Source organism: Kribbella speibonae (assembly GCF_004331375.1).
Taxonomy (GTDB): domain Bacteria; phylum Actinomycetota; class Actinomycetes; order Propionibacteriales; family Kribbellaceae; genus Kribbella; species Kribbella sindirgiensis.
This window is the reverse complement of the sequence record NZ_SJKC01000001.1, coordinates 438,597-454,051: the sequence shown is the minus strand read 5'-3', so window position 1 is coordinate 454,051 and position 15,455 is coordinate 438,597. Positions and strand designations below refer to the sequence as shown.

Sequence of the window (15,455 nt, the reverse complement as noted above, 5' to 3'; positions counted from 1 at the left end):
CACAGGGTTCAGGAGGGCGAAACTCCGAGGGTGTAGGCGCCTCGACTGCCGTACGTCGAGTAGCCCGTGTTCAGCGGGTCGCCGTAGCCCACGTTGTCGATCCGCAGGTAATACGTACCCGGCTGAAGGCTGCCGCTAACACTCGCACCGAGACCCGTCGGCGTGCCGGCGTCGCTCTGCCCGGATGCCGGGTCGTTCGACGCAACGATCGCGCCGGAGCTGTCCAGCAGGTCCAACTTGATGTCGAGGTTGCCGCCACTCGGCGCGGAGCTCGCAGTCGCGGTGTAGTTGCCGGCAGCACTCACGTCGACGCGATAGACGTCGGTGTCGTTCTCGGCTGCGATGACGCCCGACGCGGGCGTACCGACGGTCAGCGCAGCGGCGTCGCCGACGGTGTCACCGGCCTCGTCCGCGCGCAGTGCGAGTCCGTGCGAGCCGACGACCGCGTAGTCGTCTTCCGTGTTGTTCGCGTCGGCGTACTCGCCCTTGCTCCACTGGCTGATACCGCGGTAGTACCCGACGCCCATGATCGGCGCCCACGCGCCGTGGCCCTGGTAATACCCGACCGTCGACGTGCCGTCATGCGACAGGCCGACGTTGTGGCCCGCCTCGTGCGACGCGGCCTCGGCGAGGTTCTTCGCACCGGTGCCGACGCCCTTCGTGAACACGAGTGCCGGCTGGTAGTAGTCGTGCTGGCTGGTGCTGTCGTACACGCCGACGTACGCCACGCCGCCGCAACCACACCCGGACTGGTACCAGGTATCCGGATCGATCAGCACCCGCGTTCCGTACGCGAGGTCCGACGCGCCCGACCGGTCGATCGCGGACTGTGCCGGCTCCTGTGTCGTCACGTCCACGTCGAACGTCGCGTAGTCCTCCGCGACCCGGGCCCACACCTCATGAACGACGTCTTGCTCCGCCGTACTCCAACGAGCCGGATCGCCGTCGGTGTCGTACGCCGAGACGTTGACGGGATCGACGCCCTTCGACGCGTTCCACGCCGTACCGGTGATGGTGTGGCCGTCGAAGTCCAGGTAGATGACCCGGTTCGAGCCGGGCTTGCTGTGCAGCTCGAACGCCGGGCCGGTCGCCGCGGCGGCCGCCGTACGCGCCCAGCGTGGTGACGCCTCGGGAGACTTCTGCGCGACGGTCAGACCGGGCTCGCGGAAGAACAGTTTGCTGTCGGCATCGAGCCACGCGGTCTTGTCGGTGGCAAGGATCTGCCGCAACTGGTCGGTCGGCAGGCCGTTGTGCGCGGCAACCTCGGCCAGCCGCGCCTGGACCTTACCGAGCGCCGAGCTGCCGGCCAACGGCTGCGACAGCAACTGGTCGATCGGCGTCTGTTGCGCATCGGCCTGGCTGCCGAGCGCGACAGCCAGCCCTCCAAAGACAACAGCACCAGCACACGCGAGTGCGCCGGTGCGGCGAATTCTGTTCACTACGGGTTCCTCCTCACGTCCCCCCGATGGGCGGAGCCCCCCAAAGACCCGAGGCCGTCGATCTCGGTGGGATCGACGGCCCCGGGTAGCTCGAAGGGTCAGCCGGCGGTGACGCGGACCGTGTAGGCGCCGCGGCTGCCGTACGTCGAGTAGCCGGTGTTCAGCGGGCTGCCGTACCCGGTGTTCTCGATCCGGAGGTAGTAGCGGCCGGCCGTGACCTGGCGGCTGATGCTCGCGCTCAGCCCGGTCGGGGTGGCCGAGTTGGACTGCCCGGCCGCCGGGTCCGCGCTGGCGACGACGGCACCCGACGAGTTCAGCAGCTGGAGCTTGATGTCCAGGTCCGCGCCGGACGCGGCCGCGGCGGCTGCGAAGTTGAAGGTGCCGGCCGCGAGATCGATCCGGAAGGTGTCGACATCGGAGTCGTTGGCGTACACACCCTTCACGCTCGTCCCGAGCGTCAGCGCGGTGGCATCCGACGTACCGTTGCCGTGGTCGTCGCCTCGCAGTGCCAGCCCGTTCTGGCCGACCACCGCGAAGTCGTCTTCCTTGTTGTTCGCGCCGGTGTACTCGCCCTTGCTCCACTGGCTGATCGCCTTCGAGTACCCGACGCCCATGATCGGCGCCCAGGCGCCGTGGCCGGAGTAGTACCCGACGGACGCGGTGCCGTCGTGCGAGAGGCCGACGTTGTGGCCCGCCTCGTGCGACGCGGCCTCGGCGATGTTCTTCGCACCGGTCCCGACGCCCTTGGTGAAGACCAGCGCGGGCTGGTAGTACGAGTGGTTGCTGGTGTTGTCGTACACGCCGACGTACGCGACGCCGCCGCAACCGCAGCCGGACTGGTACCAGGTGGTCGGGTCGATCAGCACCCGCGTCCCGTACTGCTGGTCGGAAGCACCGGACCGGGTGATCGCCGCCGCGGCCGGCTGCTGCGTCGTCACGTCCACGTCGAACGGCGCGTAGTCCTCCGCGACGCGAGCCCAGACATCGCGTACGACGTCCTGCTCGGCCGTGCTCCAGGTACTGGTGTTCCCGTTGGTGTCGTACGGCGTGACGTTCACGGTGGACGGTTTGCCGTTCGTGTTCCACGCCGTACCGGTGATCGTGTGGCCGTCGAAGTCGAGGTAGATGACCCGGTTCGACCCGGGCTTGCTGTGTAGCTCGAACGCCGGACCGGTCGCGGCAGCGACCGCCTGCGTGGCCCAGCGGGGCGAGGCCGCGGCTCCGGTCTTCCGCTCGGTGGCAGTGGCGACCGGCTCGCGGTAGAACAGCTTGCCGCCGCGGTCCAGCCAGGCGGTGCGGTCGGTCGCCAGGATCTGGCGCAGGTGGTCGGTGGGCAGCTTGTTCTGATCGGCGATCTCGGCGAGCCGGGACTGGACCCGGCCGAGCGCGGCCTTGCCCTGCAGCTCCTGGCCGAGCAGCTGGTCGATGGGACGCGGAGCGGGCTGCTGGGCGTCGGCCTGGTTACCGACGGCGACGGCCAGAGCGCCGAAAACTACGGCGCCGGCACAGGCCAGGCCTGCGATCCGGCGGGTCTTGGGGCGGGGACGTGGGCGGGGGCGGTTTGGCATGGGGCGGGAACTCCTCAGGTACTTCGGCGTGCCTCACTTGACATACTCACGAGCGGTGTACACGAACTCGCTGTGCGTAGCCTGCCCGAAACCCCCAGTCGCTGTATAGATTCGTCTCGGGATTTAACGTCGACTTGGGAGGGTCTCGATGCGGTTCATGATGATTTTCAAGGCCACCGAAGAGTCCGAGGCCGGGCAGCCTCCGACCGAGGAGAGCCTGACCGCCATGGGCCTGGTGATGGCCGAGATGGCGGAGAAGGGCGTGCTGCTCGCGGGCGACGGGCTACTGCCGAGCTCGCACGGCTTCCGGCTGCAGCTGGACGAGGGCAAGCAGCGGGTGATCGACGGCCCGTTCACCGAGACCAAGGAACTGATCGCCGGGTTCTGCCTGATCGAGGTCGCGTCCCGCGAGGAGGCGCTCGAATGGGGCTGGCGCTGTGTCGCGGCGGACGGCCGTGACGCCGACGCCGCCGGCACCTCCGGGCTGCTGGAGATCCGGCAGGTGCCCACCGCCGACTTCTTCGGTGACAACTACACGGACGAGGCTCGGGACCGCAACGAACACACGTTCCAGAAGGCCGCCGAGAACCTTCAGAAGAGCAACACCTGACGGATCGAGGTGCCGGCGGCCAAGTCGTCGAAGGCCTGATTGAGGTCGTCGAGCCCGACCGTCGCGGTCAACAGCCGGTCGACGGGTAGGCGGCCGGCACGGTACAGGGCGACGTACCGCGGGATGTCGCGGGACGGCACCGATGAGCCGAGGTACGAGCCCTTCAGCGTGCGCTCCTCCGCGACCAGGCTGACGGCGGGCACGCTGAATGTTTGCGACGGGTGGGGCAGTCCTACGGTGACCGTGGTCCCGCCGCGGCGCGTGGCGGCGTACGCCTGCTCGAGTACTTTCGCGCTGCCGACCGTCTCGAACGCGTAGTCGGCGCCGCCGCCGGTGGCCGCGCGGACCTGCTCGATCGCGTCGGTGTCGCGGGCGTCCACGATCACGGTTGCACCCAACTCCTGGGCAAGGGCGAGCTTCAGCGGTACGACGTCGACGGCGACGATCGGATGCGCTCCGACGAGGACGGCGCCGAGGAGCGCCGACAATCCGACTCCGCCTAGGCCGAAGACCACCGCGCTGCGACCGGCCCGGACCTGAGCGGTGTTGACGACCGCGCCGACCCCGGTCATCACGGCGCAACCGAAGAGCGCGGCGATCTCCGGTGGGAGAGACGGGTCGATCTTCACCGCCGAATGCGCCGAGATCACCGCATGATCCGCAAACCCGGAGACACCCAGATGGTGATGCACGCCGGTGAGGCGGCGGGTGCCGGTGAGGAGAGTGCCGGCGGTGTTGGCCGTGGCGCCGGGTTCGCAGAGGGCGGGGCGGCCTTCGGCGCAGGGGCCGCAGGTTCCGCAGGCGGGTACGAAGGCGCAGGCGACCACGTCACCGACCGCGAAACCTGGTGCGTTCGACTCGACGACCTCGCCGGTGGCCTCGTGGCCGAGGAGCATCGGCATCACGCGCGGCCGCGATCCGTCGATCACCGAGAGGTCGGAGTGGCAGAGCCCGGCGGCGCGGATCCGGACCAGCAACTCCCCCGGGCCCGGTGGCGCGAGTTCCAGCTCTTCCACCTGCAGCGGCCGCGACTCGGCGTAGGGCGCCGGCAGACCCATCTCCCGCAGTACGGCGCCACGCACGATCATCCCGTGATCCCTTCGAGTGCGGCGCGGATCTCGTCCGGGACCGGGACCGGAACGCGGTCCTGCCGTCCGACGAAGACGTGCACGAACCGGCCGGTCGCGGCCGGTTCGTCCGAGCCCTCGCGGAACAGGGCGATCTCGTAGCGCACGCTGGAGTTGCCCAGCTGCCCGCACCGCAACCCGGCGTCGACGACCCCGGGAAACTCGAGCGGCTGCTTGAACGTGCACTGCGAGTCCACGCACAACCCGATCACGTCACCGCGATGGATGTCGAGCCCACCGCGGCGGATCAGGAAGTCGTTGATCACGGTGTCGAAGAAGCTGTAGTACTCGACGTTGTTGACATGCCCGTAGACGTCGTTGTCCTTCCACCGCAGCGTGATCGCCAGGTGGTGCGGATACGCGCTGCGGCTCACGGCTTGCGGCCGACACCCACCCAGAGGCTGCACATGATGTCGGTGAACTCGCCCTTGTCGACCAGGCGCTGGGTCTCCTCGTCGGGGTACCAGCGGAACGGCGACACGACGCCGGGCTCGACCAGCTCGGTGCCCTCGAAGAACTCGGTGACCTCTTCCTTCGACCGGACCTGCGCGTCACCGCCGTCGGCCTTGTAGACCACCATCGCCCGCTCCCACAGGTCCGGCGCGAAGTCCGGAGTGCAGTGCGAGAAGATCAGCAGCGAACCGGGGGCGAGCGGCTCGACCAGCTGGCGCACCAGGTCGTACGGCTTCAGAGCGTCCGGCAGGTAGTGGAAGACGCCGACGATGCTGAGCGCGACCGGCTTGCTGAAGTCGATGAGCTCCTTGACCTCGTCGGACTGCAGGATCGCTTGCGGGTCGGTGACGTCGGCCTGGAGGTACGCCGTCTTCCCTTCCGGCTTGCTCACCAGCAGCGCGCGCGAGTGCGCGAGCACGATCGGGTCGTTGTCGGCGTACACCACGTGCGCCGACGGGGTGATCTCCTGGACGACCTCGTGCAGGTTCGGGCTGGTCGGGATGCCGGTGCCGACGTCGAGGAACTGGGTGATGCCCTGCTCGGCGGCGTACTTCGCCGCGCGGTGCATCCACATCCGGTTCGACAGGGCGGCGGTGCGGAACCCCGGGAACGCCTGCAGCAGGTGCTCGGCGGCCTGCCGGTCGATCGCGAAGTTGTCCTTCCCGCCGAGGAAGTAGTCGTACACCCGGGCGCCGTGCGGCCGGTCGAGCTTCAACTGCTCGTACATCCGCGGGTCGACGTCGGCATCCTGCGATTCAGCCATGAAATTCCCATCCGCGCTGCGGCTCAGAACTGAGTAGCCATCGTAACCGGTGCACAACGGACTGTGACATCGGCAGAACGACACTACCGCTCCCGGGCGTGCATGCCATCAGCTCCGGCGCGTCCGGCACCGGCCTTTACAGAGGATTGAATTCCGGCCCGGGTTCGATCGTGGTGGACTACTTCCACGACGTGAGGGGACGACCATGGGCGACGTGATTCAGGGGCGGCAGACGGCGGCGTACGACGGGGAGGTGGTCGTGTTCCTGATCGGGATGCGGGTCAACTCGCTGGTGAAGGTGCGCGCGTGGCTGCCGGTGTTCCGGGCGATGGGCCCGATGCTGCGGGAACTGATGAAGGACAAGGAGAGCGGGCTGCTGGGATTCCGGACGCTGCCGACGTGGCGCGGGATCACACTGATCCAGTACTGGGCGTCGGTGGAGAAGCTCCAGGAGTTCGCGAACGACACCGGCCGCACGCACCGGCCCGCCTGGGTCGAGTACTTCCGCAACTCGTTCAAGAGCGGCGCGGTCGGCATCTGGCACGAGACGTACGTCGTACCGGCCGGCAACACCGAGACGATCTACGGCAACATGCCCCTCCTCGGCCTCGGCAAGGTCACCGGCGTCGAACCGGTCAGCAAACGCGGCGACACCGCCGCCGAACGCCTGAAGAACTAGTCCGCCCAGAGCCCGATCCGGTTGCCGTCCGGATCCAGCACCACCGCCATCGTCCCCAGCCCGGGCACGGTCCACGGTGCGCTGGCGACCTTCGCACCTAGCTCGGCCGCGCGGGCGAGTGCCGCCTCGACATCCGGCACCGAGAAGTACGTCGTGATACCGGCCGGCCTCGTCCCGTCCGCGGAGCCGATGCCGCCCGGCAGCGTGCCCGGCTCCGGCTCGACCAGTGCGTAGTCGAGCGCCTCCACCAACTGGAGGCGCCAGCCGAACAGCTCGGCGTAGAAGGCGCGGGACACCGTGGCGTCCGTGGCGGTGATGTCGATCCAGGCTGCGTGCTTCTCGGTCATGCTCAGTACGTCGGAGCACGCCGGCCGGTCTCGACATGTGTGGCGGTTACAGTGCAGGCGTGCGGTTCATGCGGGATTTGCGGACGCTGTTGCGGCGGCGGGATTTCCGGCGGTTGTTTGCGGTTCGGCTGACGTCGCAGTGCGGGGACGGGGTGTTCCAGGTCGCGCTGGCGTCGTACGTGCTGTTCTCGCCGGAGCGGGCGCCGGATGCGGCTGCGATCGCGGGGCTGTTCGCGGTGTCGCTGCTGCCGTACTCGATCCTCGGACCGTTCACCGGCGTACTGCTGGACCGCTGGTCGCGCCGCCAGATCCTGTTCGGGGCGAACCTGACCCGGGCCGCGCTCGTCATCGGCGTCGGCGCGATCGTCGCGGCCGGGAACGCGGGCGTGCTGTTCTACCTCGCCGTACTCCTCACCCTCGGCGTCAACCGCTTCCTGCTCTCCGGCCTCTCTGCCGGCCTCCCGCACGTGGTCGAGCGGGACGAGCTGGTGATGGCGAACGCCGTCACCCCGACCTCCGGTACGGCGTTCTTCCTGATCGGCGGCGGGATCGGCGCCGGGGTGAAACTGCTCGTCGACTCCGACCTGGTCGTGCTCGGGCTGACCGTCGTCGTCTACACGGCCGCCGCCCTCCTCGCCCTCCGGCTGCGGCGCGACCAGCTCGGCCCGGACCTGAACGGCGACGAACCCGGTATCACCGAAGCGCTCCGGACGATCGCGACCGGTCTCGTCGACGGCGGCCGGCACCTCCGCGCCCGCCCGCAGCCCGCCCTCGGCCTGGCCGCGATCGGGTCGCTACGGTTCTTCTTCGGGCTGATGACGGTCGCGATGATCCTGCTGTACCGCAACTACTTCTACGGGCCCGGCCAGCTGGATCAGGCGTTCGGCGGGCTCGCGATCGCGACCGGCGCGGTCGGCGCCGGCCTGTTCGTTGCCGCGCTGATCACGCCGTGGGGTACCCGGGTGATGGCGCTGCGGCAGTGGATCACGGTGCTGTTCGCGGCCGCGGCGGTGGTGAGCGCCGTACCGATCGGGCTCTACACCCAGCCCGCGATGGTGGTCGGCGGGTTCCTGACCGGGTTCTGCGCGCAGGGCATCAAGATCAGCGTCGACACCCTCGTGCAGACGGGTGTCGACGACGTGTACCGCGGGCGGGTGTTCTCGCTGTACGACATGATCTTCAACGTCGGGCAGGTCTCCGCGGCCGCACTCGGCGCGGCGATCCTGCCCGACAGCGGGAAGTCCTACCCGGTGCTCGCGCTGATCGTGGTCGGCTTCGCGATCACCGCCGTGGTCTACTCACGTGCCTCGCAACGCGGTGATCGGCTGAATGGCGGAGGCCTTCCAGGCGGGATAGGTGCCGGCGACCAGACCGATGAACGCACCCAGCAGGGGTGAACCGAACGCCAGCCGGTTGTCCAGGATCGGCGTCCAGTCGCGGACCCAGGAGACGCCGACGGTCAGGATGACGCCGACCGCCGTACCGAGCAGTCCGCCGAGGAAACCGACGATCACGCTCTCCACCAGGAACTGCACCGCGATATGTCGCCGGGCCGCGCCGAGTGCTCTGCGCAGACCGATCTCCGAGATGCGTTCCAGGACGGACAGCAGCGTGACGTTCGCGATGCCGAGACCGCCGACCAGGAGCGCGACCGCGCCGAGCAGCAGGAACAGCGCGTTCAGGTCGGACTCCACACCCTTGCGTACGGCGCCCTGCTTCGGCGGGGCGTCGACGGTGAGGGTGCTCGGGTTGTTCGGCTCGATCGCGATCGGGGCCTGCTCCGCGATCAGTTGCGCGGCGCCGACCGCCGTACGGATCTCGACCGCGTCCGGCGACTCGAGGTTGTAGGCCTCTTTCGCGGTGCCGTTCGGCATGATGACGGCGTCGTTCAGGTCGGCGCGGCCGGTGACGGAGTCGAGGATGCCGATCACCGTGTAGGGCTCGTCGCCGATGAACACGGCCGGCTGTGAGTCGACCCGGTTGATGCCGAGCCGCTCTGCCGCGTGTTTGCCCAGGACGACGACCTTGTCGGCGCGCTGGTCGTGACCGTCGTCGAAGAAGCGGCCTGTTTTGAGCACTGCGCGGACTGCGTCCCAGAGACCGGATGATCCGGCCATGACCTGGAGCGCCTTCCCGGCACCGCCGTCCAGGCCGGTGACGTTCTGCACCAGGTCGTCACCGATTTCCAGTTTGCTGACGGTCCCGACTGCGTCGACGCCGTTCAGCCGCTTGATCCGGTCCGGCGCGTCCCACGGCAGTTGTGTCGCCGCCTCTCCTTCCTGCCCGCCCTTGTCGTCCGGCTGCACCACTACTCGAGTAGCCGCGGCCAGATCGAACCGCTGCGTGATCTGCCCGGCCGCCGTCTGCCCCAGCCCCACAGTTCCCACCAGAGCAGCAACCCCGAGCACGGTGCCAAGGGTGGTGAGAATCAGTCGAGTCGGCCGAGCGGCGACACCGGCCAGGGCCTCGTCGAGAAGGTCCCGTACGGCGGGACGAGACCTGAGCCGGCGTCGTCGCCTGGACGTGGACGGCCCGCCGGTCGGGTCCGGGAGGCCTGCTTGGGTTACCACTGGAGGGTTCCGTCGACGATGCGGACCTGGCGTTGGGCGCGGCGGCTGACGTGGTCGTCGTGGGTGATGACGGCCAGCGTCATGCCCTCGGAGTGCAGTTCGTCGAACACCTGCAGAATCGCCTCCGCGTTCGCACTGTCCAGGTTGCCGGTCGGTTCGTCCGCGAGCAGCAGACTGGGTTCCGCGACGAGCGCCCGGGCGATCGCGACCCGCTGCCGCTCACCGCCGGAGAGCGTGGTCGGCGCGAACTCCATCCGGTGCGACAGCCCGACCCGCTCCAGCGCGACCCGCGCCCGCGCCATCCGTTGCCGTCGCGGTACGCCGACGTACACCATCGAGAGCGCCACGTTCTCCAGGACGGTGCGATGGTCGAGCAGATGGAACGACTGGAACACGAACCCGATCCGCTCCCCCCGCAGTACGGCGCGCCGCCGCTCGCGCAGGCTCATCGTGTCCACGCCGTCCAGCCGGTAGACCCCACCCGTTGGGTTGTCCAACAACCCGAGCAGGTGCAGCAACGTCGACTTCCCGGACCCCGACGGCCCGACGATCGACAGGTACTCCCCCTGCCCGATGATCAGGTCGATCCCGTTGATCGCCTGCACTTCGGGCGGCCCCGGAAAGAACCGCCGGACGCCGATCATCTCGACGACCGGCGCCGGTAACGCGACTGCGGTACTCATCGCCCGACCACCACCTGATCGCCCTCGGACAACTTCGCGTCGCCCTTCGGCGTGACCTGCGCGAACCCGTCCGCGGTCAGCCCGACCGTGACCGGAATCAGCTCGACCTTCCCGTTCCGCAGCACCTCGACCCGCGAAGCGCCGTCGGATCCCGACGACAAGGCGGCGACCGGTACGGCGAGAACCTTGCCGCTGGTGCTCTTGATCGGGATCGTCACCCGCACGTTGGCGTCCCGGAGCAGCGCCAACTGGCTCGCGGTCAACGCGTTCGGCGCGACCACCACGTCGTACTGGTTCCCGTTCTTCGTGACCCGGCGGACCTTTCCGGCGACTGACACGCTGTCACCGAGATCGAGAGTCGCCGCCATACCTGCCTTGAGCCGCTGTGCGGTCTCGGCGTCGACCTTGACCGTGACGACCAGGGACGCACCGCTGGCCGACATCACCACACCGTTCACGGTCCCGCCGCGCTCGACCTTCACGTCGTCGACGCGGCGCGGAAGCGTCTTCACGTAGACCACTTCGGACACCGGCAGCGGCGTACCGGCCTTGAACTCAGCCTCGTTCTGCGCCTCCTGAGCGTCCGCAAGGTTCTCCTCCGCGTCGTCTACAGAGCCTTGCTGCACGGAGGTGTCCTTCGCCTTCGCGTCCTTGGCCGCTTTGAGCTGCGACTGCGCCTGCCGGAGCTGCTTCTTCGCGGCGTCGACCTGCTTCTTCGCCTGGTCGACGGCCTGGGTGAACTGCTCGTCCGCGACCGGGGCGTCGTACCCCGCCTCCTCGTACAAGCGCTCCACGGCCGCCGACGTGTCCAGGTCGTACTCGTCGTCGACCTCGCCGGGGTCGAGCCCGAGCCGGTCCAGCGTCTGCTCCAGCTGCAGCACGTCCGGGCCTTTGCTGCCCGGCGACAACGTGCGATACATCGGCAGGACGCCGGCCAACCCGATCACCGGCCGCCCGGTGATCTCCAGCAGCGCCTTCCCCTCGGTGAGCGTCGATCCGACGGCCGGGACCTTCCCGGTCACGATCGGCGCGGTCTTGATGCCGCTGGTCTCGACCCGGATGTTGACCGCGCCGTCGAACGACGCGTCGCCCCGGCCGACCACCTTGCTGGACAGCGCCTTCTTCGCCACCGGCACGGTGATCTGGGACGCCTTCGGTGCCGCGGTCTTCGCGGCGGCGTCCTCCGGCGAGCTGATCCGGCTTCCCGCCACCACCCCGATACCCAGTGAGGCCACGGCCACCCCGGCCACACTGACCAGCACCCGGCGGCGGGACTTGGGCGAAGCGGTCACCGGTTCGCCGTCTCGTCGCGGTACGCCTCGAGCTCGGCCTTGTGCTGGTCGACGAACTCCTTCTCGGCGGCGTACTGCACCTTCTTGTACGCGTCCTCGTACCCGCTCGCCCGGCACTTCTGGTCCGCGACCGCGAGCGCGATCTCGGACTTGCGCAGTTCCGAAAGCTTCGCCGAGTCGACCTTGTCGAACGACGGCGGGCCGGTGATCGTCTTCGACGGTCCGCCCTTCGCGGGCGGTTTGTTCCCGGTCAGCGCGTCAAGCTTCTGCTGGATCTGCTGCCGCGGGTCGTCGACCTTCTTGAGACCGGAGTGCCCGGCGTCGGCCATGCAGTCGGACCAGGCGCTGGTGGCGTCCACCACGCGCTGGTCGGTGTCGATCCGCTTCTGCAGCGCCTGGATGTCCTCGAACAGGCTGTCGAACTTCTTGAAGTCGACGCTCCGGTCCGCACCGTCGCCGTACACCTGCTTGACCGCCTTGCCGCGGCAGCCCAGGTCCTGCTGTCCGCTCGTGCTCGGGCCGTCGCCCTTGCCGTTCTCGACCACGATCGCGCCGTTCCCGGTCGCGTTCGGTCCGTTCAGCGCCTTGTCGTACGCCTTCTGCGCGGCCGGCGACAGCGCGCTCCGGATCTTGGTGTTCGGGTTCGTGTCGTCGGCTCCGGCCTTGGACCAGTCGATCGTGCTGATGCCGTACCCGTACTGTTCGGCGAACTTGTCCGGCGGCAGGTTGAACGCCTCGCTGAACTTGCTCTTCGCGTTCTGTTCGGGCGGTACGGCGACGTACTCGAAGCCGGCCGCCTTCATGCAGGTGACGGTGGCGTCCTCGACCTTGCGCTGCTTGGCCAGATCCTCCTCGGTCGGATTCTGCGCACCGCCGGCCCGGACCGCCATCCGGAACCCGCCGCCGGACGAACTGACGAAACCGTCGCCCATGTACTCCGCGAGCGGACTCTTGTCGCCCTGCTGATCGGACGCGACCGGCGTCTTGTCGTTCCCACAGGCGGCCAGCGCGAGGACCGCCATCACGGCGAGGGATCGCGATACAAGCCCTAATGCTGTTCTCTTCATGGCAGTGGAGCGTGCCGCCGCGGCCGTGAAGAACCTGTGAAGGTCCCGTTTGCACCTGATGCTCTCAGCCGATCTTCATCGGATTCTCATCAACTTACGCGACATTGAGGTAGTGCCCCGAGCCGGGTGCTGGTCGAGTGCTGGAGGTGTCCAGGTGAGTGCATCGCAAGGCGGAAGAGCTGACTCGATGTGGTTTTATCGTGTCTGCTCTTCCAACGCAGCGAGGCGCTTGCCTGGGCGCCTCCAGTGCCGACCAGCACCCGGCTCGGGGCACTAATGCCAGCGCGGATCCTGGTCGCCGAAGACGACCTCAAGCAGGCGGAGCTGATCCGGCGGTACCTCGAACGGGAAGGGCACCTGACTGTCGTCGTGCACGACGGCCGGGAGGCGATCGACGAGGCCCGCCGGCGCAGCCCGGACCTGCTGGTGCTCGACGTGATGATGCCCAAGGTCGACGGCCTGGACGTCTGCCGGGTGCTGCGGGCGGACGGCGATGTCCCGATCATCATGCTGACCGCCCGCTCGACCGAGGACGACCTGCTGCTCGGGCTCGATCTCGGCGCCGACGACTACCTGACCAAGCCGTACAACCCGCGCGAACTGGTCGCGCGGGTCCGGTCGGTGCTGCGCCGGACCCGGAGCCGTGCCGAGGGCGAGGTGTACCGCGTCGGCGAGCTCGAGATCGACCCGGGCCGGCACGAGGTCCGGCTGGCCGGGGAGCTGGTCGAGCTGACCCCGGCCGAGTTCAAGATCCTCGCCTGCCTGGCGGCCTCGCCGGGACGGGCGTTCTCGCGGCAGCAGTTGCTCGAGCACGCGTTCGGCTTCGACCACTACGTGTTCGACCGGACCGTCGACGTCCACGTGATGAATCTGCGGAAGAAGATCGAGCCGTCATCGGGCCCACCGGCGTACCTGAAGACCGTGTACGGCGTGGGGTACAAGCTCGCGGACCAGGCGGTCAGTCATGCGTCGTAGTGTGCTGATCCGGTTCCTCGGGCTGTCGCTCGCGGTCGCGCTCGGGGCCGTGATCGCCACCGCGGTGATCGCGACGTACAGCACGACCGAGAAGCTGCAGGGCGAGATCGACGCGAACACCGGGCAACTGCAGGTGGACGGCGAGATCTACGGCCAGCTGTCGAAGTACGCCGCGGATCATCCGACCTGGTCGGGTGTGGACAAGTTGGTGCACGAGCTGGCCGGCAAACTCGGCCGCCGGGTCGCGGTCCTCGCCGAGGACGGCTCGGTGATCGCGGACTCGGCCCGCAAGCTCGGCGCCGCGCCCGACCTCCCGTCGGTGCCTGCGGCAACGATCGACGTACGGAACTCCGGCGGCGCGAAGCTCGCCGGAATCTCGAGCGTGATGAACGTCTACACCGCCCGCAAGACGATCGCGGCCGACGGGGCGGGCGGGTTCGTCACGACCGCGACCGCGATCCCGCCGTTCATCGGCGCTCCCGACTGGGGGCTGACCGAGGAGGAGAAGCAGAAGCAGGCAGAGCTCGCCCAGCAGGTCGCGGACTGCTATACCGCGAAGGGCAGGCCCGCGAGCCTCGCGCAGACCGGCGAGGCCGTCCCGCAGGTGATGGTCGAGTCGACGCAGTCGCTCGCCGGCGCGCGGGTGCTGGAGAAGCCCGGTCTCGATGCGAAGGACGACGCCTGTTACTCGCCCGGACTGTACGCGCCGAGCGCCAAGGCCAAGATCGTCAACGACGACGAGATCCGGCGCGCGACCGCCTGTCTGGATGCCGCGCGCATCAACTACCAGATCATCAACAACGTCGGGGGACTGAAGTCGCTCGAGCCGAAGAACAAGGCCGACTTCACGGACAAGTTCGTCGACTGCAGCACCCAGGCCCGCAGCCAGGCGCTGACGCCGTACGTCGCTCCGCCCGCGAAGCTGTACCTCGGGGCGAAGAGCACGTTCAACGTCTTCTCCGGTGAGGGACTGCTGCGGACGGCGGCGACCGCGCTGGGGGTGCTGCTGATCGCGGCGCTGGTGATGCTCTTCGCCGGGCGTCGACTGGTCCGGCCGATCGTGGCGCTGACGGGTGCGACGCAGCGGATGAGCAACGGGGACCACGCGGCGCGCGTGCCGGTGAGCGGGAAGGACGAGGTGGCGCGGCTCGGGCATGCGTTCAACGACATGGCCGAGTCGATCCAGCGGCACGACTTCCAGCGCAAGGCGATGGTCAGCGACGTGGCGCACGAGCTGCGGACGCCGCTGGCGAACATCAAGGGGTACCTGGTCGCGTCCGAGGACGGTGTGGTGCCGCTCGACCAGACGCTGGTCACCTCGCTGCTCGAGGAGACAGGACTGCTCGAGCACTTGGTCGCCGACCTTCAGGACCTCGCCCTCGCGGACGCCGGCATGCTCCGCCTGCACCCGGCCTCCCGCGACCTCTCCGAGTTGGTCGAACAGGTGGTCTCCGCGCACGGGCCGGCCGCGGACACGGCCGGGATCACGCTGACCGCTGCGATCGCCGGCCCTTCGCTCGCGGTCGTCGACGGCGCGCGCATCCGGCAGGCCCTGGGAAACCTGGTCTCGAACGCGATCCGCTACACGCCGACGGGCGGCCACGTCGTGGTCGGCGTACGGCCTGTGGAGTCTGGTGGCAAGGCGGGTTACAACCTGACGGTCACCGACAACGGCGCCGGTATCGCGCCGGAGCACCTCCCGCACCTGTTCGACCGCTTCTACCGCGCCGATGTCTCCCGTACCCGCACCACCGGCGGCAGCGGACTGGGCCTCGCCATCACCAAGCACCTCACCGAAGCCCACCAAGGCCACGTCACCGTCACCAGCTCACCGGACACCGGCTCGACCTTCACGATCTGGCTGCCTGCTTAGACTCGGGGG

At 68.8% G+C, this 15,455-nt stretch carries 15 protein-coding genes; 5 read left to right on the top strand and 10 right to left on the bottom strand.

Going from position 1 to position 15,455, the window contains the following annotated elements:
- Positions 1 to 8 precede the first annotated feature (8 nt).
- Positions 9 to 1,439, bottom strand: coding sequence for a pre-peptidase C-terminal domain-containing protein (locus E0H92_RS02275; protein WP_131467079.1), 1,431 nt, complete (start codon positions 1,437 to 1,439; stop codon positions 9 to 11).
- 98 nt (positions 1,440 to 1,537) lie between these two features.
- Entirely contained in the window at positions 1,538 to 3,007 is a 1,470-nt protein-coding gene (locus tag E0H92_RS02270) for a pre-peptidase C-terminal domain-containing protein (protein WP_131495225.1), read from the bottom strand.
- 157 nt (positions 3,008 to 3,164) lie between these two features.
- Here E0H92_RS02270 and E0H92_RS02265 point away from each other — a divergent pair, with 157 nt between their 5' ends.
- On the top strand, positions 3,165 to 3,617 hold the full coding sequence (locus tag E0H92_RS02265; RefSeq protein ID WP_238173278.1) for a YciI family protein: 453 nt from the start codon (positions 3,165 to 3,167) through the stop codon (positions 3,615 to 3,617).
- Here the strand turns inward: E0H92_RS02265 and E0H92_RS02260 are convergent.
- From E0H92_RS02260 to E0H92_RS02250, 3 genes are read right to left on the bottom strand one after another with little or no spacing between them, the layout of a single operon-like run.
- Positions 3,599 to 4,705: a zinc-dependent alcohol dehydrogenase family protein gene (locus E0H92_RS02260; RefSeq protein WP_131467076.1), complete on the bottom strand. Its 1,107-nt coding sequence runs from the start codon at positions 4,703 to 4,705 to the stop codon at positions 3,599 to 3,601. The two genes, E0H92_RS02265 and E0H92_RS02260, sit on opposite strands and share 19 nt — an antisense overlap.
- Entirely contained in the window at positions 4,702 to 5,118 is a 417-nt protein-coding gene (locus tag E0H92_RS02255; RefSeq protein WP_131467075.1) for an acyl-CoA thioesterase, read from the bottom strand. The genes E0H92_RS02260 and E0H92_RS02255 overlap by 4 nt, the downstream gene beginning before the upstream one ends.
- Complete coding sequence (locus E0H92_RS02250; RefSeq protein WP_238153347.1) at positions 5,115 to 5,960, bottom strand: SAM-dependent methyltransferase; 846 nt, start codon at positions 5,958 to 5,960, stop codon at positions 5,115 to 5,117. Before E0H92_RS02250 ends, E0H92_RS02255 begins: the two co-directional genes overlap by 4 nt.
- A 205-nt stretch (positions 5,961 to 6,165) precedes the next feature.
- On the opposite strand from E0H92_RS02250, the gene E0H92_RS02245 reads away from it, so the two are divergent.
- Positions 6,166 to 6,639, top strand: a complete 474-nt coding sequence (locus E0H92_RS02245) for a DUF4188 domain-containing protein (RefSeq protein WP_131467074.1) — start codon at positions 6,166 to 6,168, stop codon at positions 6,637 to 6,639.
- Here the strand turns inward: E0H92_RS02245 and E0H92_RS02240 are convergent.
- Positions 6,636 to 6,986, bottom strand: coding sequence for a VOC family protein (locus E0H92_RS02240; protein WP_131495223.1), 351 nt, complete (start codon positions 6,984 to 6,986; stop codon positions 6,636 to 6,638). The genes E0H92_RS02245 and E0H92_RS02240 overlap by 4 nt on opposite strands.
- 68 nt (positions 6,987 to 7,054) lie before the next feature.
- On the opposite strand from E0H92_RS02240, the gene E0H92_RS02235 reads away from it, so the two are divergent.
- Complete coding sequence (locus tag E0H92_RS02235) at positions 7,055 to 8,383, top strand: MFS transporter (protein ID WP_238153367.1); 1,329 nt, start codon at positions 7,055 to 7,057, stop codon at positions 8,381 to 8,383.
- Here E0H92_RS02235 and E0H92_RS02230 read toward each other — a convergent pair.
- The 4 genes from E0H92_RS02230 to E0H92_RS02215 are packed head-to-tail and all read right to left on the bottom strand — an operon-like array spanning position 8,285 to position 12,553.
- On the bottom strand, positions 8,285 to 9,556 hold the full coding sequence (locus E0H92_RS02230; RefSeq protein WP_131495222.1) for an ABC transporter permease: 1,272 nt from the start codon (positions 9,554 to 9,556) through the stop codon (positions 8,285 to 8,287). The genes E0H92_RS02235 and E0H92_RS02230 overlap by 99 nt on opposite strands.
- Positions 9,550 to 10,239 (bottom strand): ABC transporter ATP-binding protein, encoded by a 690-nt coding sequence (locus tag E0H92_RS02225; RefSeq protein WP_131467070.1) that lies wholly within the window; start codon positions 10,237 to 10,239, stop codon positions 9,550 to 9,552. Before E0H92_RS02225 ends, E0H92_RS02230 begins: the two co-directional genes overlap by 7 nt.
- On the bottom strand, positions 10,236 to 11,531 hold the full coding sequence (locus E0H92_RS02220; protein ID WP_131495221.1) for a peptidoglycan-binding protein: 1,296 nt from the start codon (positions 11,529 to 11,531) through the stop codon (positions 10,236 to 10,238). The genes E0H92_RS02225 and E0H92_RS02220 overlap by 4 nt, the downstream gene beginning before the upstream one ends.
- Positions 11,528 to 12,553: a hypothetical protein gene (locus tag E0H92_RS02215; protein WP_238173277.1), complete on the bottom strand. Its 1,026-nt coding sequence runs from the start codon at positions 12,551 to 12,553 to the stop codon at positions 11,528 to 11,530. Before E0H92_RS02215 ends, E0H92_RS02220 begins: the two co-directional genes overlap by 4 nt.
- A 321-nt stretch (positions 12,554 to 12,874) precedes the next feature.
- Between E0H92_RS02215 and E0H92_RS02210 the strand changes: the two genes are divergently transcribed.
- Positions 12,875 to 13,573, top strand: a complete 699-nt coding sequence (locus E0H92_RS02210) for a response regulator transcription factor (RefSeq protein WP_131495219.1) — start codon at positions 12,875 to 12,877, stop codon at positions 13,571 to 13,573.
- Entirely contained in the window at positions 13,563 to 15,446 is a 1,884-nt protein-coding gene (locus E0H92_RS02205) for a sensor histidine kinase (RefSeq protein WP_131495218.1), read from the top strand. The genes E0H92_RS02210 and E0H92_RS02205 overlap by 11 nt, the downstream gene beginning before the upstream one ends.
- Positions 15,447 to 15,455 lie beyond the last annotated feature (9 nt).